This is a genomic window from Amycolatopsis sp. WAC 01376 (genome assembly GCF_003947415.1).
Lineage (GTDB): Bacteria > Actinomycetota > Actinomycetes > Mycobacteriales > Pseudonocardiaceae > Amycolatopsis.
In genome coordinates, this window is record NZ_QHKL01000002.1 from 591,826 (window position 1) to 611,645 (window position 19,820).

General features: G+C 68.1%; 19 protein-coding genes. 2 read left to right on the forward strand and 17 right to left on the reverse strand.

Annotation, left to right across the window (positions count from 1 at the left end):
• Nucleotides 1-20: 20 nt before the first annotated feature.
• Genes DMH03_RS12035 through DMH03_RS12045 form a run of 3 tightly spaced genes read right to left on the reverse strand, consistent with a single transcriptional unit; the run spans nucleotide 21 to nucleotide 1,894 of the window.
• Nucleotides 21-602 (reverse strand): hypothetical protein, encoded by a 582-nt coding sequence (locus tag DMH03_RS12035; RefSeq protein ID WP_125792080.1) that lies wholly within the window; start codon nucleotides 600-602, stop codon nucleotides 21-23.
• A 28-nt stretch (nucleotides 603-630) separates the two neighbouring features.
• Nucleotides 631-1,227, reverse strand: a complete 597-nt coding sequence (locus tag DMH03_RS12040) for a hypothetical protein (RefSeq protein WP_125792081.1) — start codon at nucleotides 1,225-1,227, stop codon at nucleotides 631-633.
• Nucleotides 1,228-1,276: 49 nt separating this feature from the next.
• Nucleotides 1,277-1,894 carry a TetR/AcrR family transcriptional regulator gene (locus DMH03_RS12045; protein WP_125792082.1) on the reverse strand — a complete coding sequence of 206 codons (618 nt, stop codon included), beginning with the start codon at nucleotides 1,892-1,894 and terminating at the stop codon, nucleotides 1,277-1,279.
• Nucleotides 1,895-1,979: 85 nt separating this feature from the next.
• Between DMH03_RS12045 and DMH03_RS12050 the strand changes: the two genes are divergently transcribed.
• On the forward strand, nucleotides 1,980-2,684 hold the full coding sequence (locus DMH03_RS12050; RefSeq protein WP_125792083.1) for an SDR family oxidoreductase: 705 nt from the start codon (nucleotides 1,980-1,982) through the stop codon (nucleotides 2,682-2,684).
• A gap of 1 nt (nucleotide 2,685) precedes the next feature.
• On the opposite strand, the gene DMH03_RS42535 is transcribed toward DMH03_RS12050, so the two are convergent.
• The 4 genes from DMH03_RS42535 to DMH03_RS12070 form a co-directional block, all read right to left on the reverse strand.
• A complete protein-coding gene (locus tag DMH03_RS42535) occupies nucleotides 2,686-2,853 on the reverse strand; it encodes a hypothetical protein (protein ID WP_233611463.1) in 168 nt (55 codons plus the stop codon).
• Nucleotides 2,854-3,019: 166 nt separating this feature from the next.
• Complete coding sequence (locus DMH03_RS12060) at nucleotides 3,020-4,261, reverse strand: hypothetical protein (protein ID WP_125792084.1); 1,242 nt, start codon at nucleotides 4,259-4,261, stop codon at nucleotides 3,020-3,022.
• Nucleotides 4,258-4,593, reverse strand: coding sequence for a type VII secretion target (locus tag DMH03_RS12065; protein WP_125792085.1), 336 nt, complete (start codon nucleotides 4,591-4,593; stop codon nucleotides 4,258-4,260). The genes DMH03_RS12060 and DMH03_RS12065 overlap by 4 nt, the downstream gene beginning before the upstream one ends.
• Entirely contained in the window at nucleotides 4,587-5,165 is a 579-nt protein-coding gene (locus DMH03_RS12070) for a YbaB/EbfC family nucleoid-associated protein (protein ID WP_125792086.1), read from the reverse strand. Before DMH03_RS12070 ends, DMH03_RS12065 begins: the two co-directional genes overlap by 7 nt.
• 178 nt (nucleotides 5,166-5,343) lie before the next feature.
• Here DMH03_RS12070 and DMH03_RS12075 point away from each other — a divergent pair, with 178 nt between their 5' ends.
• Complete coding sequence (locus tag DMH03_RS12075) at nucleotides 5,344-5,817, forward strand: GNAT family N-acetyltransferase (protein ID WP_125792087.1); 474 nt, start codon at nucleotides 5,344-5,346, stop codon at nucleotides 5,815-5,817.
• On the opposite strand, the gene DMH03_RS12080 is transcribed toward DMH03_RS12075, so the two are convergent.
• From DMH03_RS12080 to DMH03_RS12125, 10 genes are all read right to left on the reverse strand, one after another.
• Entirely contained in the window at nucleotides 5,814-6,395 is a 582-nt protein-coding gene (locus tag DMH03_RS12080) for a (d)CMP kinase (RefSeq protein WP_125792088.1), read from the reverse strand. The genes DMH03_RS12075 and DMH03_RS12080 overlap by 4 nt on opposite strands.
• A 22-nt stretch (nucleotides 6,396-6,417) precedes the next feature.
• On the reverse strand, nucleotides 6,418-6,930 hold the full coding sequence (locus DMH03_RS12085) for an SRPBCC family protein (RefSeq protein WP_125792089.1): 513 nt from the start codon (nucleotides 6,928-6,930) through the stop codon (nucleotides 6,418-6,420).
• A 502-nt stretch (nucleotides 6,931-7,432) separates the two neighbouring features.
• Nucleotides 7,433-7,963: a hypothetical protein gene (locus tag DMH03_RS12090; protein ID WP_125792090.1), complete on the reverse strand. Its 531-nt coding sequence runs from the start codon at nucleotides 7,961-7,963 to the stop codon at nucleotides 7,433-7,435.
• Between the two features lie 138 nt (nucleotides 7,964-8,101).
• Nucleotides 8,102-8,683: a TIGR03086 family metal-binding protein gene (locus DMH03_RS12095; protein WP_233611465.1), complete on the reverse strand. Its 582-nt coding sequence runs from the start codon at nucleotides 8,681-8,683 to the stop codon at nucleotides 8,102-8,104.
• Between the two features lie 7 nt (nucleotides 8,684-8,690).
• Nucleotides 8,691-9,674: an alpha-ketoacid dehydrogenase subunit beta gene (locus tag DMH03_RS12100; protein ID WP_199748843.1), complete on the reverse strand. Its 984-nt coding sequence runs from the start codon at nucleotides 9,672-9,674 to the stop codon at nucleotides 8,691-8,693.
• Nucleotides 9,671-10,645, reverse strand: coding sequence for a thiamine pyrophosphate-dependent dehydrogenase E1 component subunit alpha (locus tag DMH03_RS12105; protein ID WP_125792091.1), 975 nt, complete (start codon nucleotides 10,643-10,645; stop codon nucleotides 9,671-9,673). The genes DMH03_RS12100 and DMH03_RS12105 overlap by 4 nt, the downstream gene beginning before the upstream one ends.
• Entirely contained in the window at nucleotides 10,642-15,453 is a 4,812-nt protein-coding gene (locus DMH03_RS12110) for a non-ribosomal peptide synthetase (protein ID WP_158633074.1), read from the reverse strand. The genes DMH03_RS12105 and DMH03_RS12110 overlap by 4 nt, the downstream gene beginning before the upstream one ends.
• An 11-nt stretch (nucleotides 15,454-15,464) precedes the next feature.
• Nucleotides 15,465-17,447 carry an amino acid adenylation domain-containing protein gene (locus tag DMH03_RS12115; RefSeq protein WP_158633075.1) on the reverse strand — a complete coding sequence of 661 codons (1,983 nt, stop codon included), beginning with the start codon at nucleotides 17,445-17,447 and terminating at the stop codon, nucleotides 15,465-15,467.
• On the reverse strand, nucleotides 17,440-18,669 hold the full coding sequence (locus tag DMH03_RS12120; RefSeq protein ID WP_125792094.1) for a cytochrome P450: 1,230 nt from the start codon (nucleotides 18,667-18,669) through the stop codon (nucleotides 17,440-17,442). The genes DMH03_RS12115 and DMH03_RS12120 overlap by 8 nt, the downstream gene beginning before the upstream one ends.
• Complete coding sequence (locus DMH03_RS12125; protein WP_125792095.1) at nucleotides 18,666-19,814, reverse strand: LLM class flavin-dependent oxidoreductase; 1,149 nt, start codon at nucleotides 19,812-19,814, stop codon at nucleotides 18,666-18,668. The genes DMH03_RS12120 and DMH03_RS12125 overlap by 4 nt, the downstream gene beginning before the upstream one ends.
• Nucleotides 19,815-19,820: the final 6 nt, after the last annotated feature.

A 19,820-nucleotide genomic window follows, 5' to 3' on the forward strand; every position in this document is an offset into this window, starting at 1 on the left:
AGGGCCGCGTGGAGGGTGGGTCAGGAGGCGGGCACGCATTTCTTGGCGGCCGCGGCGGCGGCTGCCAAGTCCGCCGTGTCCATCTTGATGGAAGCGAAGGGATCGGTTGTCTCCGTCAGCGGTTTCTGGGCCGCTTCAAGGGCTTTGAGTCCCTGGTCCAGCGCGGCCTGTCCCTTCGACGCGTCGAGCTGCCGCTTGCCGTCGGCCGCCGCGTCCCGTGCCGCGGTGTAGCGGTCCACAATGGACTTCTTGCCCTCGTCGCCGCCGGGGACCGGTGACGGGGGCAGCGCGGCCAGCTCGCTGATGACCTTGTCCGCGAGCCCGGCGCGCACGCCGAGGTCTTCGCTCAGCCAGCTCCGCGTCACTTCGACGCCCGACGCCTGTTTGCTCGCGTGATCGTTGCTGGCCTTCACATAGCCGTACAGCGCGCCGCACATCCCATCGAGCCACGCGACGGTCTTGGCGTCCGGAGTGGCGGGTGCCGAAGACGACGGGGTGGCGGTGACTGTCACAGGTGCGGCGGCAGGCGGTGGTTCACCCGAGCAGGCCGTCATCGCGAACAGGGCCACGGCAAGGGGAACGAGCAGTACTTTCGTCTTCATGGAGACTCCGTTCGCGGTGAAGCTTCGGTCAGTGGGGAGAAGCGCAACTCTTGGCCTCGGCCGCGACGGCCAGCAGGTCCGGTGTCTCGATTTTGAGCGCGGGCAGGAGATCCGGGGTTTCCGTGACGGGCTTCTGCGTGGCGTCCATCGCCTTGACCGCGGCGTCCATGGCGGCTTCGTTGCCGGACTTCTCCAGGCGTTGCTTGCCCGCGGTCGCCGCGTCCCTCGCCGCGGCGTATCGGTCCACAAGGGACTTCTTCACCACGTCACCACCGGGAATCGGTGACGGGGGCAGCGCGGCAAGATCGTCGACGACCTTGCCCGCGAATCCCGCGCGGATCCCGAGTTCTTCCTTCAGGGCGCCGCGGGTGACTTCGATTCCCGACTTCTGTTTGCGTGAGTATTCGTCGTGGGCCTTCAGGTAGCCGTACACCGCGCCGCACACGCCGTCGAGCCAGGCGACGGCCTTCGGATCGGGCGCGGCGGACGACGGTGACGGCAGTGACGACAGCGATGACGGGGTGACGGTCACTGTCGCAGGTGCGGCAGCCGGCGGCCCGCCCGAACAGGCCGAACCCGCGAACAGGGCACCCACCAGGGAAAAGAGCAGGAGTTTCGTCTTCATCGGATCTCCCTCCGGGGTGAACACGCACCGGAGGGCCCCCGGGTTGCCCTCAGTCGCAGTGCCCCATGAGCCGCGCGAGTTCGCCGGGCAGCAACGGCGGTTCCGGCAGCGGGCTCGCGGCCGTGGCCCGCATGCCGTCGAGCAGGAGTGCGAGGTGGCGGCGCCAGGCCTCCGGGCGCACGGCCGCGGTCGCCTCGACGGTGCGCGCGATGCCCCAGGTCACGAAGGCCATGTCCTCAAGGGTGAAGTCGGCGCGCAGGTCACCGCTTTCCTTGGCTCGCTCGACGATCTTGGTCATGAGTTCGTAGCCGCGTTCGAGATCTTCGGTCTGCGGCGGACGCGTCGAGGCGAGTTCGTTGTAACCGCGATCGGCGGCCTGGAGTTCGCAGATCCGTTCGGCGAAGTACGTCAGCCCGGCCCAGGCGTCGTCGAGGGAGAGCGCGTGTTCGGCCAGTTTCGCGACGGTCGCGGTCCGGTCGGCGAATACGGCGTTCACCAGATCCGCGCGCTGGGGGAAGTGGTTGTACAGGGTGCCGATGCTGACACCTGCCGTCTTCGCGATCTCTTCGAGCGGGACGTCGAGGCCGCGCACCGCGTAGAGCCCTCGCGCGGCTCGCACCAGCAGGTCACGGTTGCGCTGGGCGTCCTTCCGCAGCGGTTTGGCCATGACGCCATCGTAGTCAAGTTGAAGGCTCCCTCAAGTTACGGGTATAAGTTGAGAGGAGCCTCAACTTAATTCTTCTGGAGGAACCATGACCAAGACGTTCGCGGTCTTCGGCGCCGGACCGGTGCTGGGACTTTCGCTCGCGCGTCGCTTCGGCCGCGAGGGTTTCCGTATCGCCCTCGTCGCGCGCACCACCGAGAACCTCGACGCGCTCGTCGCCGAACTCGCCGAGGACGGCATCGAAGCGAGCGGGTTCGTCGCCGACGTCTACGAGCCCGAACAGCTCGCGGCCGCCGTCACCGCCATCGGCCGCATCGATGCGGTGGCGTTCAATCCCGGCGGCGGGACCATGGGTGAGGGCATCGTGCCGGTGCTCGACGTTGATCCGGAGAACCTCCGGCTCATCCTCGACCGCTTCCTGGTGTCCGCGGTGGCGCTGGTGCGGGCCGTGCTGCCGGGCATGACCGAACGTCGCGACGGCGCGATCCTGTTCACCGCCGGGCAATCCGGTCTGCACCCGGCGCCCTTCCTCGGCAACGTCGGCATGGCGCAGGCCGCGCTGCGGAACTACTTCCTCAACCTGAACGCCGTGCTCGCCGAGAAGGGCGTCTACGCCGGAGCCGTCAACGTCGGCGCGTTCATCGAGGGCAGTGTGCCGCATCGGCAGACCACGTCGTTCCCGCTGGACTTCGAGCCCGAGGTGATCCACCCGGACGTCTTCGCCGATGCCTTCTGGAAGCTCTACGAGACGCGCGAAGCTCCCGAAGCGCTGGTCGGTTCGTTCGGGAGGTGACCTACTTTTCGATGGCGTAGGCCTCGATCTCGACCTTCATCTTCGGGTCGAGCAACGCCGAGACCTCGAGTTCGGCGTCCTTGATATCGGTCACGTAGGTGACCGTGCGGACCACCGCGACCAGACTCGAACCGGCGTCCCGCAGCGCGGTCTCGATGATCGAAAGCACGGCCGTGGCTGCTCGTACGCGTCGCCCGAACGCGCGGGTTCCCGTGCCGTCGTCCCGGAAACGTGGATGTGCTCGCCGACGCGCACCGCCCGGCTGTAGCCGAAGACCCGCTCGAACGAAAGCACAAAGCGGCCCCGTACCGAAACCGGTACGGGGCCGCCAGTGTTCACTTCGCTTCGTCGCCCTCCGGCGGCTTCTCGTTCACGGCGGGCGGGATGGCCTTCGTCAGCTCGACGATGGTCTTCCCGGCCATGCCGGAAGCGCCGTAGGTCGGGTCGCTGAGGATCTTGGTCGTCTTCTCGATCGCGTCCGCCACCTTCGGGAACCTCTTGTGCAGGTCGCCGATCGGGAAGCTGTTCCAGTAGTCGAACCGCTTCAAGATGTCGGCCGCCTCGGGGCGCCCCTCCAGCACCTTCGTCAGCTTCTCGCGCACGACCCGGAGGGGCATGTCGCTGAGCTTTTCCCGAGGGGGCTTGGGCGTGGCTTCCGGAGTGGTGTCGGACGGTTTGGCGGGCGGGCCTTCGATCGGCTTCTTGCCGCCGGGCATCGGTGTCCCGCCGGCGGGTTTCGGTTTGGGCAGCGTGACCTTGCCGCCGCCGAGGGTCAGCTTCACGACGTCGTCCGCCGCCCCGCGCGTCTTGGCCAGGATCTTGATCATCTCGGCGAGCTTCTTGGCCGTGTCGGCGATCTGCTTGGCGATCTTGGCGATCGCCACCCCGACCGTGGTCATGATGGAGGCGATCGCCGCGATGATCGAACCGCCGAAGGTGATGGGCGCCAGCGCCACCGCCACGATCGCGGCCTTGAGGATGCCCGCCAGCGTCATGGCGATGATGTCGCGGACGATGCCGCGGACCGCGCCGATGACGGCACCGGCGATCCCCATCTGCTTGCCCGCGAAATTGACGTACTCGGCGAGCGCGTCGATCTGGGCGGCGACGCCCTCCATGTCGGCGCGGAACTTGTCGGCGGCCTCGCCGTCCCACTTCTCCATGAACTTCTTGGTGGCGGCCGCGTGATCCTCCGACCACTCCTTCACGGCCTTGCCCTCGTTGTAGATCGCCGTCTTGGCCGCCTCGATGCCCTTCGGGTCACCCATCAGGAAGTCCAGCGGCCAGCGGAAGATGACGATGTGCTCGATCAGCCAGCCGATCCCGGCGGTGAGCAGCGACCCGATCGGGTCGACGACCATGCCGAGGACCTCGATCGCCATCCCCGCCGAGGCCAGCCCGATGCTGAGGCTGTCGCCGTCGTCGACGGCCTTCTTCAGTGAGAACGCGGAATCGAAGAAGCCCGCGCCCGCGGTGTCCCCGCTGCCCGCGAGGAAGCTGCGGTTCTCGTCCTTGAAGTCGTCGGCCTTGGTCCCGGTGGCGTTCCCGAAGTCGTTCGGGCGGTACTCGTCGCTCACTTGACCTTCACCTCGTCGATGCCCTTGCCTGCGTCGGTGATCAGCTTCTCCGCCTCCTGCTCGTTGGCGTCGTACTTCTTCGCGGCCTCGCGCACCCTGTCCGAGAACTCCTGCACGTTCTCCGAGTACTTGTTCAGGTGGTCCCGTGCCTTCCCGCAGTGCATGCTCGCGCCGGCACCGTAGATCTGGCCGCCGAAGATGCCGAAGATGCCGGGATCCCCGACACAGCCGCCCACCATGCCGGCGCTCTTCCGCAGCGCGTCCTCGAGTTTGTCGAGGTGACCGGCGAACTCGTTCAGGGCTTCCGTCTTGACACCGAATCCGCTCACCACGGGCTCATTTCATCGTCGTCGGGGGTGGCCGGTCGCCGGGGTCGCGGCGCCGGGGGGTTCGGCGGCCGCACGGGACGGCCCGGCTGCGGCGGCATCGGGGGGCCTGCCTGCGGCGGGGGCGGCGGCGGCCGGAAGCCCGCCTGCGGACGCGGGTCCTCGTGGTGCGCCTCGGGAGCCCACTTGTCCTGCTCGGGGTTCTCCGGGGCGTCTTCCTCGTCCTCGACCTTCGGCAGGAACGTGCGGACCAGCTCGGCGGCCTCGTCGTTGCCGTTGATCTCGGTGTACGACTCCGTGACCTTCTCCACGGTCTTGCGCTGGGCCTCGCGCACCGTCTGCATGACCAGGGAGGAGAGCCGCGCGGGTCCCAGCGCGGTGGCCCGGTTGCCGAACTCGATCGCGCTCAGCGAGCCGTTGGCCTCGACGGTCACCGTCACCGAGCCGTCGGCGGACCGCACCGTGGACGCGGAGGAGGTGAACGCGGCTGTCAGGGCTTCGGCTTTTTCCTGGAGTTTCTTGGCCTCTCGCTCCAAAAGAAGCGCGAAGTCCTCACCTGCGTCGAAATTGGGTTGCATGCGTCGCCTTGGCTCGGTTCGGATGGGGTGCGAGGTCGACGAGGCGCTCCGCGGAACTGCCAGAGATCGTCACGTATCGTTACCATCGCGCGGGTGTTCGGACAACCCGGATGATCAGGGATTGCCCGAAAGGTCCTCCTGTGGTGGTAGTTCGGGCCAGAGCCTGGAAGGAACCGCGATGGGAACCGGACCGGTCGTGCGGGACGCCGATCGAGACGACGTCATGGCCATCTGCCGCTTCGGCGAGGAACACGTCCGAGCCCATTACACGCCACTGATCGGCGAAGAAGCCGCTGCCCTGCAGGTGCGGATGTGGTGGAACGAGACGAACGTCGCTGGCGCCGTCGCCCGCGGTTCGGTGGTGGTCGCCGACGACGGCGGGCACCTGGTGGGCGTCGGACAGCGCGGACTCGACGGTGCCGAGCACGTGATCTACAAGCTGTACGTGCACCCTCGTCACCGAGGTGGCGGGTTGGGCAGGCGGCTGCTCGACGTCCTCATCGGACAGTTGCCGCCGGGCACCGAACGGTTGTACATCGAACATTTCGTGGCCAACGAACGTGCGGGAGCCTTCTACGAGCGCGAGGGTTTCAGGGTGGAGCGGATCGATGCTGGGCTCGGTGTGGTTTGGCGAGTCCGCGATCTTCGCTAGCGGAGGTTCCGGGCCAGGGGGCCGTCGAGCCAGCGATCGACCTGGCGCTGACCCCGCAGGCGGACGACGACGAGGTCCGGATACCGGTTCTCGGCGATGACCTTGTGCACGCGAGCGCGCAGGATCGAATGGTAGCGCCAGGCGAGCTTGACGATGTGGTCGTCGTCGGTGAAGAACGTGTACAGAGGGCCTTCGACGTTGCCGCCGGCGATCTTCGAGCCGCGCCCCACACGACGTTTCAGCGTCCGGACGACCGTGCGTGCCACGGTCAGGGCGCGGGGATGATCGAGCCAGACGAGGACGTCCGACCGCTCGGTCATCCGCTCCCGAACCTCTTCGCCCTGCCATTCGATGGCCCACTCGTCGCCGGTGAGGAATTCCAGGACGTCGGCCTGCCAGGTCTCCCGCACCGTCCAGCCCGGCGCGTGGAAGAAGGACTCGAACTCGACGAACGGCAACTCCATGCGCTCGCACAGGGTTCGCGCCAGCGTCGACTTGCCGGATCCGGCGGGACCCGCCACCGCGACCCGCCGGATCCGGCGTCCGGGAAGAGCGTCGTCCGGCCCGATGATCTCCATGCCGTGAGCATAGGGACCATCGCTACCGCTTTCCGGCGGCCGTCTTGAGATCATTCAGCCAGATTTCGAGGCCCTGTCCGAGCATTTCGGTGGAGTTGGGCACGTCCTTGTCGACCTGGGGGCCGGTCCAGCGGATGCACTTGCCGGGCTGGAGCTGCCGGACGGTGGAAACGATGGTCACGTCGCCGGGCGGGTAGGGCATGCCGGGCGGAACGGGAATGGTCCGCTGGAACCGGGAATGCTTGCGGAACGGGCCGTGGTCCAGGCGTTTCATGGTGACGGGAAGGACGGGGTTCTGCCACGACGGCCAGGCCTCCACGTCGGTCTGCAGGTTCCAGACGGTGCGCAGCGGCGCCTTGATGAAGGTCTCGGCCCGGTAGTGCACCTTGGCGGCGCGGTCGATGTCTTTTTCCTGGCAGGTAAGGGAAGCCGGTTTGTGGCCGTGGGCTTGGGCGGGTGCCGTGGCGTCGAGGACGCCGGCGAGGGCCAGCGGGCCGGTGAGCAGGGCGAGCCGACGGCGTGAGGTGCCGAACATGATCCTTCTCCCTTGTTCGCGAGTCGCCTGATTAGCGCCTATCGCTATGGTTAGTAGCTATAGCGAGCTAATGGTTAGCGTCAAGAGGAAAAGTGAGAGGGTCTAATGCTGCGCGAGTTCGGCTTCCAGGCACCGCGCCGTCCCAGCGACCGGCCCTGAAGTAGTGAGGGCCTCCTTTCCTACCTTGAGGGTAGGAAAGGAGGCCTTCACGGAGTCGCATAACCGCCGGTGAGGTGAGTGGCTGGTGATGATTCGGGTTCTGGTTACGGGTGGGGGCTCGTCACAGTGGCCTGACACCTTCTCGACTGTCCACAGGGGACCTTTCCAGGTAGCAGTGCCTGATTCGGGCGTTTTGTGAAGGGCTCGTGAGTGGTAATGATCGTTCTAACGATCATTACCACTCACGACCCCCATCGAGAACCGCATATCTAGCCATCAATCAGACATTTCACCGCTCGAAAGTGTCCCTTGTGGACACTCAAGGCTTGACGCGTGCCTCGGGTCAGGCCCAGCCGATCCGCTCGTAGAACGGCGTGATCCATGCTCGGAACCGCTCCCCGTGGACCTCCTTGGCGGCGGCCACGATGGCGTCCGGGTCTTCGGCCGGTGTCAGGCCCCGATCCTGGAGCCACTTGACGAACTCTTCGTGCGAGCCGCTGTGGTCGTCGTCTTCCTCGCGGAAGTAGTCGGCCGAGTCGTGGTCGACCATGACCTCACCGTCGTAGCCCAGCAGCCGCAGGAAATCCCGGAAGTCCCGGGCGACGACCTGTTCACCGCCCTCGTCGCCGAAGACCACGACGGGCGACAGGGCGAGGTCCGTCTCGTCGCCGGTTCGCCAGATCGCGTAAGTCGAGCCGCTCCCGTTCGCCTGGGCGAAGGGAATCACGCGCGACAGGAACTCCGGGTCGTCCAGCTCCTTGGGGAAACGGTCCTTGTCGTCGTAGTCATGCAGCTCGAAGCCGTCGGCGATGAAGTCGCCGGCCGAGTCGTAGAGGTCCTTCAGCTCGTTCAGGACGGGGATCGGTGAGTACACGCCGGGCAGCATAAGCGAGACAGAAGTCCGTGAAGGCCTCCTTGAGGGACCTGGATCCCTCAAGGAGGACCGAACTCACGTGATCGGAGACGGAACTCGCGTGATTGGAGGCGGAACTCGCGTGATTGGAGGCGGAACTCAGGTCGAGCGGCCCAGGAAGGCGAGGAAGCGGGCTTGGGCGTCGGCGTCCGCGGGGGGTTTCACCCGGGGCCCGAAGGTGCCCGGCGTGCGGCTGATGATCAGCCGGGCGAGCGAGAACGACGGCGCGATGAGGTCGGGGTCCATGCGCACGTCCACGCCGAGGGCGGAGCCGATGTCCCAGGTGTGGACCAGGGTGTCGAAGGTCAGCAAGGCCAGGTAGTCGGTGACCGTCGCATCGGGACGGTTGGCCACGTACCACGTGGGGGCGGGCCGAAGAAGCATCTCGTCGGTGACGACGGCGTCGGTCGCGGAGCGGGTTGCGCGCCATTCGGCGAGCGGGTCGTCACCGGCCAGCTCACCGGGCTTCTCGGAGCCCGCGGGCCCGTTCTCCACCGCGAATTCCTGGCCGCCCGCGTGCTGCCGCAGCACCTCCAGGCCCCAGATGACGTGACCTGTCACGTCTCGCACCGTCCAGTGTTCGCACGCCGACGCCGCGTGCCACCGGTCCTCCGGTACGGCCGCGAGCACGGCGTCGAAGGCGTCCTGTGTCCTGCGGTAGCGGTCCGAAATCTCGTTCACGGGCACCTCATTTCAGCGTCGCGTTGATGGCGGCCAACAGCTGTTCGGGTCCCGGCACCAAGGCTTTGTCGAGCGCGAGGGCGTACGGGATGACGGTGCCGTCCGGGCGGCACACCCGCCTCGGCGGTGCGACCAGGTCGAACTCCTCGGCCGCCGTCGCGACGATCTCCGCCCCGAGCCCGCACATGCGGTTCGAGTCGTCGATCACGACCAGGCGCCCGGTCTTGTCGACCGATTTGCGGAGGCATTCCCAATCGAAGGGGTACACCGTTCGCGGGTCGATGATCTCGATCTCGGCCCGGTCGCTGAGGCTCTCGGCGACCTCGATCGCCGTACCGACGTGCTGGCCCACCGCCACCACCGTCAGGTCGCCGCCCTCCCGGACGACGTTCGCCTCGCCCAGCGGGACGATGTCCTCTTCGCCCGCGTAGACCACATCCGTCGCCCCCAGCAACGACGACGGGGCGAACACGGCGACCGGGTCGGGATCCTGGATCGCCGACCGCAGCAGCCCGTACGCGTCCGCGGGCAGGCCGGGGACGACCGTTTTGATCCCCGCGTGGGCGAGCAGGCTGTACGGATTGTCCGAATGCTGGCCCGCCCAGCCGAACCGCGATCCCGAACCGGACACGAGGTAGGTGACGGGGATCTGCACCTGCCCGCCGGTCATCAGGGAGAACTTGTGGGCCTGGTTCACGATCTGCTCGAAGACCAGGTAGATCAGCGAGGAGATCTGGAATTCGATCACGGGCCTCTTGCCCGCCATCGCCGCGCCGGTCCCGAAACTGGTGAAGGCCTGTTCGGACAACGGCGTGTCCAGCACTCGCTCCGCGCCGAACCGGGGCAGCAGCCCCGAGGTGACCCCGCTCGCGCCGACGCCGACGTCTTCGCCGAGCAGGAACACGTCTTCGTCGGCCGCCATCTCGGCGTGCAGGGCGAGGTTCATCGCGTGCATGTAGCCGAAGTTCGACGGAGAAGGCAGCTCGCTCACAGGATCACCCCAGGCCGGACGGCGGTCGTTCCCGCGTACAGGTACATCAATGCGTCCTTCGGATCGGGCGACGGGGCGTTCCTCGCGAACTCGACCGCCTCGTCGATTTCGTTCTTCACGGCGGCGTCGATCTCGGCGACGACGTCATCGCCGAGCTGACTTCCCAGCAGGGGAATCGGATCCCGCTCGCGCCACAGGGCCACTTCCTCGGGGTCGCGGAACTCGACGCCCAAGAGTTCGAGCACGGAGTGATGCCCGAAGAACCGATACGTCTGGCATTCCAGGAACGCCGGACCACGGCCCGCGCGACACCCTTCGACCAGTTCCGCCGCGGCTTCCGCCACCGCCTCGACGTCCATGCCGTCGACCGTGCGCGCGACCATCCCGAAGCCTTCCGCGCGCCGTGCCGCGCCGCCCGCGAGTCCCGATTCGAGTTTGAGACTCGTCGCGTACATGTTGTTCTCGCAGACGAACAGCACCGGCAGCGACCAGATCGCGGCCAGGTTGAAGGCTTCCAGCAGGACACCTTGGCTCATCGCCCCGTCGCCGAAGAAGCTGACGACGACCTCCGAGTTCCCGCGGGCCTTCGCGGCCCAGGCGGCGCCGGAGGCGATCGCCCCGCCGGCGCCGACGATCCCGTTGGCGCCCAGGATGCCCAGCTTCATGTCCGCGGCGTGCATCGACCCGCCGCGGCCCTTGTTGAACCCTTCGAGGGTGCCGAGGAGTTCGGCGAGCAGACGGCGCGGATCCGCTCCCTTCGCCAGCACGTGCCCGTGTCCCCGGTGCGTGCTGGTGATGAAGTCCCGGTCGGTCAGGTTCGCGCAGATGCCCACGGCCACCGCTTCCTGCCCGATGTACGGGTGGATGCCGCCGTCGATCTCACCGGCGATGGCCATCGCCAGGCAGCGCTCTTCGAATTCCCGGATCTGTTTCATAGACCGGTACAGGGCTATCCGGTTCTCACTGGTCATTTTCGCGACAGCCCTTCTGCGGAGGTCCGGACGAGCATTCGGTCTACGTAGCGAAGCAGTGCGCCGTCGTCGGGGCTCGGCACGACGATCGAGTCGAACGCGCTGCTCGGCACGCCGTTACCAGAAGTGTCCGACGTGGACTCGAAAAGCAACTTCAGGATGGCGTGTTCCTCGGGGGAATGGGCTTCCAGCAACGTAAGCCAGTCCGTCACCGGCCGGACGCCGATCTCCGTGCCGGTACTCCGCAGGAGTTCGACCAGATGTGTGAGACGCATCGGCCGCCTGCTCGCCAGCACGAACCGGCTGCCGCTCTGCTGCCCCTCCATGCCGAGCCGGGCGAGCGCGCCCGCCGTTTCGTCCACCGCGATCCACGGCTCCTCGATCTCGGTGTCGGGTGCACAGCCGAGTTCGAGGATGAGCCGCAGGACTCGCAGCATGATGTCGCGCGTGTTCCCTTGTCCGGTGCGCGAGTCACCGACGATCCGGGGCAGCCGGTAGATCGCCGCCGGCACCCCACGCTCGTGCGCGGTGGTGATCAGCTGCTCCGCGTGCGACTTGGTCTCCGCGTAACCGCTGCGGGACCCGTTTTCCTCACCGGCGGAGATGGTCGACACGAACTGAAGCCGCTTGAGCCGGGTGGTCGCCGCCAGCCGGATCAGTTCGCGGGTGCCGTCCACGTTGGCGCCTGCGAGCTGTTCATAACTGGAGAGCGCGTCGACCCGTGCGCCGTTGTGGCAGATCAGATCGATTTCGCCCGCGAGCCGCGCGAAGGTCTCGGCGGTGAGCCCGAGTCCCGGCGCGGCGAGATCGCCGGGGACGACGGTGATCCGCTCGTGGTCGACCTCGTCGGACAGGCCGTAGCGGTCCAGGTTCTCGCGCAGCCGTTGCCATCCCGCCTCTTCGTCGGCCGCGCGGACGAGACAGTGCACACGCACGTTCTTCCGTGCCAGCAACTCGCGGACCAGGTACGCCCCGACGAAGCCGGTGGCGCCCGTGAGCAGGATCCCCGAAATACCGGGTTCGCGTGGCGGCAGCTGGTCCGGGAGGACCCCGCGCAGTACGGCCTCGGGATCGAACGAGCGGGCGTCGGTCCGCCGCTCGCCGTTGATCTCTTCGGCCAGCTTCGCGATCGTGGGCCGCTCGAACAACGTCCGCAACGGCAGGTCGATCCGGAGGGTCTCCCCGATCCGGACGGCGAGTTGCGCGGCCTTCAGCGAGTGTCCGCCGACGTCGAAGAAGCTTTCGTCCCTGCCGACGGTCTCGCGGCCGAGGACCTGGGCCCAGATCGCGGCCAGCTTCTCCTCGGTCGGGTTGCGCGGGGGAGCGGTGTCGTCCGCCTTGGTTTCGCCCGCAGGTTCCGGGAGCGCCCGGACATCCAGCTTTCCGTTGATGGTCAACGGGAGTTCGGGAAGCGACACGAATGCCGCCGGCACCATGTACTCCGGCAGCACGCTTCGCAGGCGAGTACGCAATGCGGTGTCGTCGAGAGCGCCCGACACCTTTACGTAGGCGACGAGCCTCTTCTGTCCGGCGCCGTCTTCACGGGCGATGACAGCGGCCTGCGAGATGTCCTCTGTGGACAGAAGTGCGGCTTCGATCTCGCGGGGTTCGATGCGGAAGCCGCGGATCTTGACCTGGTCGTCGACGCGGCCGAGGTACTCGATGTCGCCGTCGGCGTTGTGCCGGACGATGTCGCCGGTCCGGTACAACCGGTCGCTGGTGGTGTCGTGGCGGTTAGGGACGAACTGCCCCTCGGTGAGCTCCGGCTGTCCTCGATAGCCCCGTGCGACACCGGGTCCGGCCACGTGGAGCTCTCCCGGCACTCCGATCGGCGCGAGCTCGCCGCGCTCGTCGAGGACGTACACGCGCGTGTTGCCGAGCGGACGGCCGATGGGGATTCCGGTGACGTCCTCGGGCACAGGCGAGGGGATCGGGTGACACGTGGCGAACGTGGTGCATTCGGTGGGGCCGTAGCCGTTGAAGAGCCGTGTGCCGGGAAGTGCGGCGGCGGCGCGGCGGACATGGGTGACCGACAGCGCTTCGCCGCCCACGAGCAGACGGCGAAGCCCGCTCAGCGCCGAGGTGTCCTCGTCGACGATGTGGTTGAACAACGACGAGGTCAGCCACGCCGTGCTGATCCGGTGCCGGGTGATCGCGTTCGCGAGCGGCCGGGCGGTGAGCACCCGTTCGGTCGAGATGACGCAGGTGGCGCCGGTGAGGAGGGCACCCCAGATCTCGAACGTGGCGGCGTCGAAGGAGATCGCCGACGCGTGCAGGACCACTTCGTCCGGGCCGAGGATGCCCTCCGGCAGCCCGGTGACGAGCCGGATGATCGACCGGTGCTCGATTTCCACGCCTTTCGGGCGTCCGGTCGAGCCGGAGGTGTAGATGACGTACGCGAGATCGCGCGGCCCCACCCCGGTCTCCAGCGCGGTCGCCGGCTCCTCGTCGAGGGTCGGGTCGCCGATCAGCTCGGTCGCGATCACCAGCCGCGCTCCGCCGTCGGTGAGCAGAAGCCGTTGGCGTTCCTCGGGATACCCGGGGTCGATCGGCAGGTACGCGGCGCCGGTCTTGAGGATCGCGAGCAGAGCGGTGATCAGCCCGATCGAGCGGGGAAGGCAGACGCCGATGACCGTTTCCGGCCCGGCGCCCAGGGTACGCAACCGGTGCGCGAGGCGGTTGGACCGGACATCGAGTTCGGCGTAGGTCAGGGAATCGTCACCGCAGACCAGGGCTGTCGCTTGTGGACGGACGCGGACCTGCTCGGCGAACACCGCGGGAACGGTCGCCGGGGACGGCAACGCCTTGGTCGTGTCGTTCCAGTCCTCGGTCAGCAGGCGGATCTCGGAATCGCCCATCATCGACCACGCCGAAAGCGGCCGCTCCGGTTCGGCGACGACGGCCGCGAGCAGCTGCCGGAAGTGCCCGGTGAAGCGGTCGATCGTGACCCGGTCGAACAGTTCGGCGTTGTAGTCGATCCGCGCTTCCAGCACGCCGTCCCGGCTCGCCACCTGGCATTCGAGATCGAACGGTTCCGCTTTCGTGCCGACCGGCGAGACGTCCGCCAACGGCCCGTCCACCAGCCGGAACACGACCTGGGTGAGCGGGGTGCGGCTGAAGTCCCGCCTGGGCGCCAGTTCCTCGACGAGACGCTCGAAGGGGATGTTCGGGTTCGCGTACGCGCCGAGCGTGGTCTCCCGCACACGGCCCAGCAGCTCCGCGAAGGTGGGATCGCCGGAAAGATCGGTGCGCAGCACCAGCATCTTGGCGTCGAACCCGGCCGTCGGCTCGGTCGTCGGCACGCCGACCGTCACGTCCGTGGTGCGCGCGTAGCGGGACAGGACGACGTCGAAGGTCGCCAGCAGCGTCATGAACGGCGTGACGCCGTGACGATCGCTCACTTCGCGGAGGCTCTCGGCGACGCCGGCATCCACGGTGAAGGGGAGCGAGTCGCCGCGGTAGGCCGCCATCGGCGGGCGTGCGCGATCCGTCGGCAGTTCCACCGCCGCGGGTACGTCGTCGAGCTGTTTCCGCCAGTAGTCCAGTTGTCCGCGCAGCGCCTCGAAAATCGGCTCGTCGGGATGTTCCAGCGTGTGTTCGACGAGCCGGACCAGCCTGCCGACGAGCCGTGTGGCGGTGGAGCGATCGAAAAGACTGGTGCGGAACACCAGTGAACCGTGCAGTTTGCCGTCCTGCAGATGGGTGACCAGCTCCAGATCGAACCGGGTCGCGACCCCCGCCCACGGCACGCTGGAGATCTCACCCTCGCCGGGCGTGGGGAGTTCCCCGTTGTGCACGACCACGACGTCGAAGATCGCGTTGCGGCCCGCGTCCCGTTCTGGCCGGACCTCGGCGACCACCTGGTCGAAAGGCGCCTGCTGATGCGCGTAGGCGTCGACCATCTTGGTCCGCGCCACCTTCAGCAGCTCGCGGAACGACATCGACGGCGTGATGTGCGTGCGCAGCACCACGGTGTTCACGAAGAAGCCGAGGACGTCGGCGAACCGGCGGTCGTCGCGACCGGCGAGCACCGTGCCGATCGTGACGTCCTCCTGTCCCGAATGGAGGGACAACAGGGCCTGGAACACCGCGGCCATGGCACTGGAGAGGGCGCAGCGATTCCGCAGGGCGAAGGCGCCGAAAGCCTTGGTGAGCTCGGCGGGGAACTCGAAATCGACGTGGTCGCCCGCGAAGCCGGGATTACCCGTGCGCGGCCGGTCCGTCGGCAGCCGCAGCGGCTCGAAGCCGTCGAGCTCACGCCGCCAGTAGTCGAGATGCTCCGCCACCGAGCCGGTGCCGGCGCGCTGCACCGCGACGAACTCCTCGTAGGTCACGTCGAGCGGTGCGAGGGTCTCCGACCGGTAGAGCCTGACGATGTCCTCGGTCACGATCTGGATGGACCGCCCGTCGGTGATGATGTGGTGGTTCACCAGGCACAGCACGGCCGATCCGTCGGCGCATTCGACGACCATCGCGCGAACCGGCGGTGCCGCCGCGAGGTCGAACGGTTCGCTGACCAGGTCGGCGGTGTGCTTCTGCCACTCGTTCTCGCCCGGCCCCGCGGTCCGCCGCGCCACCGGGATGCGGAAGCCCGGGGTCGGTACGGCCGCGGGGGTCCCCGACGCGTCCACGACGAACCGCCAGCGGAGTACCGGATGACGGTCGACGAGCCCGCCGAGTGCCCTGTCAAGCGCTTCGAAATCGACGCCGTCGTGGAACCGGAGGACGATCGGGATGTTGTACGCGGCGCTGGTCCGGTCGAGTTGCTGCACCAGCCACAGCCGCTCCTGTCCGAGCGACAACCTCATCGACTTCTCCTTCATCCGGCGTTCGCTCGTTGGGGGGCGACGACCTCGCGGTCCGTCGCTGCTTCGATCAGGGCTTTTTCGTCGACTTTCCCGTTGCGGGTGAGCGGGAGCTCGTCGACCACCACCCAGCGGGCGGGTATCGCGTAGCTCGGCAGCTGTTGTGACAGGAACGCGCGCAGGGAGCGGAAATCCGTGTCCTGCCCGGGGTGCGCGACGACGGCCGCCACGAGCTGAGGGCTTTGGCCCGGCTGCCGGGCGACGACGATCACGGCGTCGCGGAGACCGGAGTGACCGGCGAGGATGGTGCCGATCTCCTCGGTCTCGATGCGGTGGCCGTCGAGTTTGATCTGCTTGTCCGCGCGGCCGAGGAAGAGCACGTCGCCGTTCGGGTCGAGCCGGACCAGATCACCCGTGCGGTACAGGCGTTCGTCCACGTCCGGGGAGAAGTGGCCGAACCGCTTGCCCGTTTCGGTCTCGTCGTCGAGATAGCCGTCGGCCAACCCCGCTCCGGCCGCGTACAGTTCGCCGATCCCGCCGGGAGGCACGAGACGCGCGTTCCGGTCGAGAACGAAGACCCTGGTACCGGCGATCGGCCTGCCGATGGGCAGCGGGCCGTCGATCTCCGCGCTGCCGCGCACGGTGTGCGTGGTCGTGAAGGTGGTGTTCTCGGTGGGCCCGTATCCGTTGGTGAGCACCAGACCGGGGTACGACTCGAGGACTTGCGCGGCCGCGTCGTGCGGGACGACCTCGCCGCCGCTCAAGAGCCAGCGGAGTCCGGCGAGTGCCTGCGGCCGTGACTTGACGACCAGCCGGAACAGGCTGGCGGTCAGCCAGGCGACCGTGACTTCCCGTTCGCTGAAGAACTTTTCGAGCTTCCGGACCGTCGGAAGCCGTCCGGGGAAGGCCTCCAGCGTCGCGCCGTTGAGCAAGGTCACCCAGATCTCGTACGTCGACGCGTCGAACGCCAGCGGCGCCATCCGCAGCACCCGATCACCGGGGCGCATCTGGAGCTCCGGCGTCCGCGCCAGCCGCGTGACCGCGCGATGCGGGACGACGACACCCTTCGGTTCGCCGGTGGATCCGGAGGTGAACGCGATGTACGCGGTCCGGCCCGGATCGTCTGGCACTGTCGGCTCGGTGGCGGTGTCGATTTCCGTTCCAGGGAGCCAGGAATCGACCCGGACGAGCTCTCGCAAGACGGGATGGCCCGCCGAGGCGGCGTCGACCACCACTGCCGCGGGCGCCAGCTTGCCGACGATCCGTGCCAGCCGTGCTTCGGGCGCGTCTTCGTCGAATCCCGCGTACGCGGCGCCGGTGCGGGCGCCCGCGACCAGCGCCACGATCTCGCCGACGGACCGCCGGGTCGCGACGAGCACCGTGTCACCGGGCCGGACCCCGGCCCGCCGCAGCACACCGGCGTACTCGCCGGCGGCCAGCGCGAGCTGTCCGTACGTCAGCTCGGTGCTCGCGTCGCGGACCGCGACCGCCTGCGGCCGGAGCTCGACCTGTTCCAGGAACAGGCTTTCGATGCCCGCCGCAGGCGCGTCCGCGCCGACCAGCCCGTCGAGGAGGCGACGGCGTTCCGGCGCGATGCAGCGAACGTCCTCTAGCGAACCATCGAGGGAAGTCAGCTCGTTCACGGCGGCGGCGACGTCATCGACGAACCCGTGCTCGGAGCCCGGCACCTCGGTGACGAACCGGACCTCACCGGAGCGCAGATCCCCGTGCAGGGAACTGAGCACGAGATCCACCGGCCCGTCTTCGACGACGCCGACCGGGTGGACCGACCCCAGGAAGTCTTCGATCCACGCCCCGTCGTCGACCCGGACCCGGATCACCCTCCCCGCGACCGAGATCGCGGCCTCGCCCGCCGCCGTCCACCGGCACAGGGTCACCGCGAACGCGGCCAGCACCAGTGCCGCGCGACGGTACTCGGAGGGCTCGACCGCGAGCTCGGTCTTCAGCTCGTAGGGAGCGGCGAGCACATCAGGCATCGGCCTCGCTGCTCCCCGCGCGTTTGCGCTCCAGCCGGACATGAAGGTGATCGGGCCGCCGGAAGATGTGGCCCCGCTCCCGCAGGCGCCAGAAACCCTGCCGGACACCGTCGAGCGAACCGCTGAGCCGGACGCCGCCGAACCGCTGCGACAACCGCTCGAACAGCGTGTCGAACTCCGCCAAGGCCAGCTGGATGCCCAGGCAGGTGTGCGGACCCGCCGAAAAGGCCAGGAGCCGCTGGTCGGTCCGCTCCGGACGCCAGGAATCCGGCTCCTCGAAGGCGTTCTCGTCGCGGCTGGCGCTGCCCAGCGAGAGCAGCAGCGCGGACCGGCGCGGGATGTCCACCCCGTGCAGGTTCAGGTCCCTGGTCGCGTACCTGAGGATGGTGTGGCTCGGCGGTTCCCACCGCAGCGTCTCGCGGACAACCTGCGTGCGGTACTCCTGATCCGCCAGTGTCGACAGGTCGACATTGTGCGCCAGGACCGCGTACATGATCTTGCCGATGGTGGCGACGCTCGTCTCGGTGCCGGCCAGCAGGAACAGCGTGGCCGTGCCCAGCATGGACTCGTCGAGCGGTTCGCCCGGCGGGAAGACGAGGTCGAGGAACGGCATCCGGTCGCCTTCACGGCGTCGGGCGAGCTTGTCCTTGAGGTACTCGATCAGCTCCGCCTTGGCCGCGAGCGCCGAGTCCAGCGAGGTCGCCGGGAACTCGATCGCGCCCGCCAGCGGAAGGACCCGGGGGCGCAGCCAGGCCGCGTCCTCCGGCGGCAACCCGAACAGCCGGGTGACCATCGCGTACGGCACGCCGACCGCGACCCGCTCCATGAACTCGACGTCGATCTCGTTCTTGGTCCCCATTTCGGCCTCGATCGAGTCGAGGACCTGGTCCACCGCGGGAACGAGGATCTCCGTGCGAAGCCGCTTCACCGACCCGCCGGCGAACAGCGGCATGAACAGCTTCCGCAGATCGCGATGGCGGGGGCCGTCGGTGTCCAGCAGCGTCCGGCCGAACAGCCGCCTGCTGCTGCGCATCGGGAAGCCGCTGCCGACCTCGCGATCCGACAGCAGGTTCTGCACGTCTTCGAACCTGGTGACCAGGAAGGCGTTGAACGCCTCCGACCAGTACACCGGCTCCGAGCGCCGGAGCTCTTTGTAGATGGGCCAAGGGTCGGCGAGGAACTCGTCGGAGCTGAAGTCCAGCTTCACCGTGGTGGGGCTCATTTGTCGCCTCCGTTTCCGACCAGCTCGGTCCGGGACTTCAGCTGACGGGCGGCTTCTTCCGAGGTCAGCCGGATGGACTCGGTGGTGCCGTCGTATCCGCCGGTGAGGGCGGGCAGGACCTCGTGCGCGAGCCCGGTCAGCTGTTCGAGGGTCGCCTGGTGCGAAACCCACCTGGGGACGAAGAAGTTCAGCGACACCGGGTCACCGACGCGGTCGAGGAGATCGCGGATCCGGGCGGCGCAGGTCGCTGCGTCGCCGACGATGAATCCGCCCGTGTCGACGAGGTTCTGCAACGTCTTGCGGTGCGCGACGGGGGAATCCGGGATGGGCATGCCCAAGGTGTTGCGGTACAGGCCGCGGCGCAGCGCGGAGAATCCTTCGAGCAGTTCTTCCACGCCAGCGGCGGGGGAGTCGGCGATGTGGACGAAGACGTTGCACCGGACCCGCGTCCCGCCGGCGGACTTGTTCCGGTACGACTCGACGCGCTCGGTCAGCGCGCCGATCGGATCCGGGTCCATACCGGGCCGGATGGAGCCCCACGGCGGTGCCACGTGGACGGTCGGGGTCGTCGCGGTGTCGGTCAGGAGCTCGATCCCGGCCGGGCTGAGCGAAGACGCGACGACGGTCTCGATGGTGCCCGCGCCCCTGAGTGGCTGGAGCTGCAGGACTGCCTTCTTCGCGGTGAACCACGGTGTCGTGGTGTTGACCGTCTCGCCGTTGAGAAGCGCTTGCACCGTCGCCAGTGCGGCCCGGAAGTGATCGCGGACCGAGGCAGGGTCCACCCCGATCATTTCCATGTCGTGGACGTACGTCCCGGTCCCGACACCCAGGATCGCCCGCCCGGCGGTGAGGTGATCGAGCAGCACGATCCGTTCCGCGACATGCAGGGGATGGTGATACGGAAGCGGGATCACGCCGGTGGCGAAGTGGATGCGGCGCGTCTCGCGGGCCAGCGCCGCCATCAGCATCTCAGGGGAGCTGAGCGTGCTCCAGCCGCTGGAATGGTGCTCGCCGAGCCAGATCTCGTCGAAACCCAGGTCGTCGACCAGGCCGCACAGCTCGATGTCGCGCTTCAGCGACGCGTGCGGGCTGACCGAAGGGTCGTGGAAGGGAGGCAGGAAGCAGCCGAAGGCCTTGGTGTGCATGATGAC

What these genes read in the sequence shown, in the direction of transcription:
- DMH03_RS12115 (WP_158633075.1), bottom strand. Translation starts at nt 17,447, where the DNA reads ATGCCTGATGTGCTCGCCGCTCCCTACGAGCTGAAGACCGAGCTCGCG.
- DMH03_RS12105 (WP_125792091.1), bottom strand. Translation starts at nt 10,645, where the DNA reads ATGACCAGTGAGAACCGGATAGCCCTGTACCGGTCTATGAAACAGATC.
- DMH03_RS12050 (WP_125792083.1), top strand. Translation starts at nt 1,980, where the DNA reads ATGACCAAGACGTTCGCGGTCTTCGGCGCCGGACCGGTGCTGGGACTT.
- DMH03_RS12085 (WP_125792089.1), bottom strand. Translation starts at nt 6,930, where the DNA reads ATGTTCGGCACCTCACGCCGTCGGCTCGCCCTGCTCACCGGCCCGCTG.
- DMH03_RS12035 (WP_125792080.1), bottom strand. Translation starts at nt 602, where the DNA reads ATGAAGACGAAAGTACTGCTCGTTCCCCTTGCCGTGGCCCTGTTCGCG.
- DMH03_RS12045 (WP_125792082.1), bottom strand. Translation starts at nt 1,894, where the DNA reads ATGGCCAAACCGCTGCGGAAGGACGCCCAGCGCAACCGTGACCTGCTG.
- DMH03_RS12040 (WP_125792081.1), bottom strand. Translation starts at nt 1,227, where the DNA reads ATGAAGACGAAACTCCTGCTCTTTTCCCTGGTGGGTGCCCTGTTCGCG.
- DMH03_RS12125 (WP_125792095.1), bottom strand. Translation starts at nt 19,814, where the DNA reads ATGCACACCAAGGCCTTCGGCTGCTTCCTGCCTCCCTTCCACGACCCT.
- DMH03_RS12120 (WP_125792094.1), bottom strand. Translation starts at nt 18,669, where the DNA reads ATGAGCCCCACCACGGTGAAGCTGGACTTCAGCTCCGACGAGTTCCTC.
- DMH03_RS12080 (WP_125792088.1), bottom strand. Translation starts at nt 6,395, where the DNA reads ATGGAGATCATCGGGCCGGACGACGCTCTTCCCGGACGCCGGATCCGG.
- DMH03_RS12075 (WP_125792087.1), top strand. Translation starts at nt 5,344, where the DNA reads ATGGGAACCGGACCGGTCGTGCGGGACGCCGATCGAGACGACGTCATG.
- DMH03_RS12110 (WP_158633074.1), bottom strand. Translation starts at nt 15,453, where the DNA reads ATGAGGTTGTCGCTCGGACAGGAGCGGCTGTGGCTGGTGCAGCAACTC.
- DMH03_RS12070 (WP_125792086.1), bottom strand. Translation starts at nt 5,165, where the DNA reads ATGCAACCCAATTTCGACGCAGGTGAGGACTTCGCGCTTCTTTTGGAG.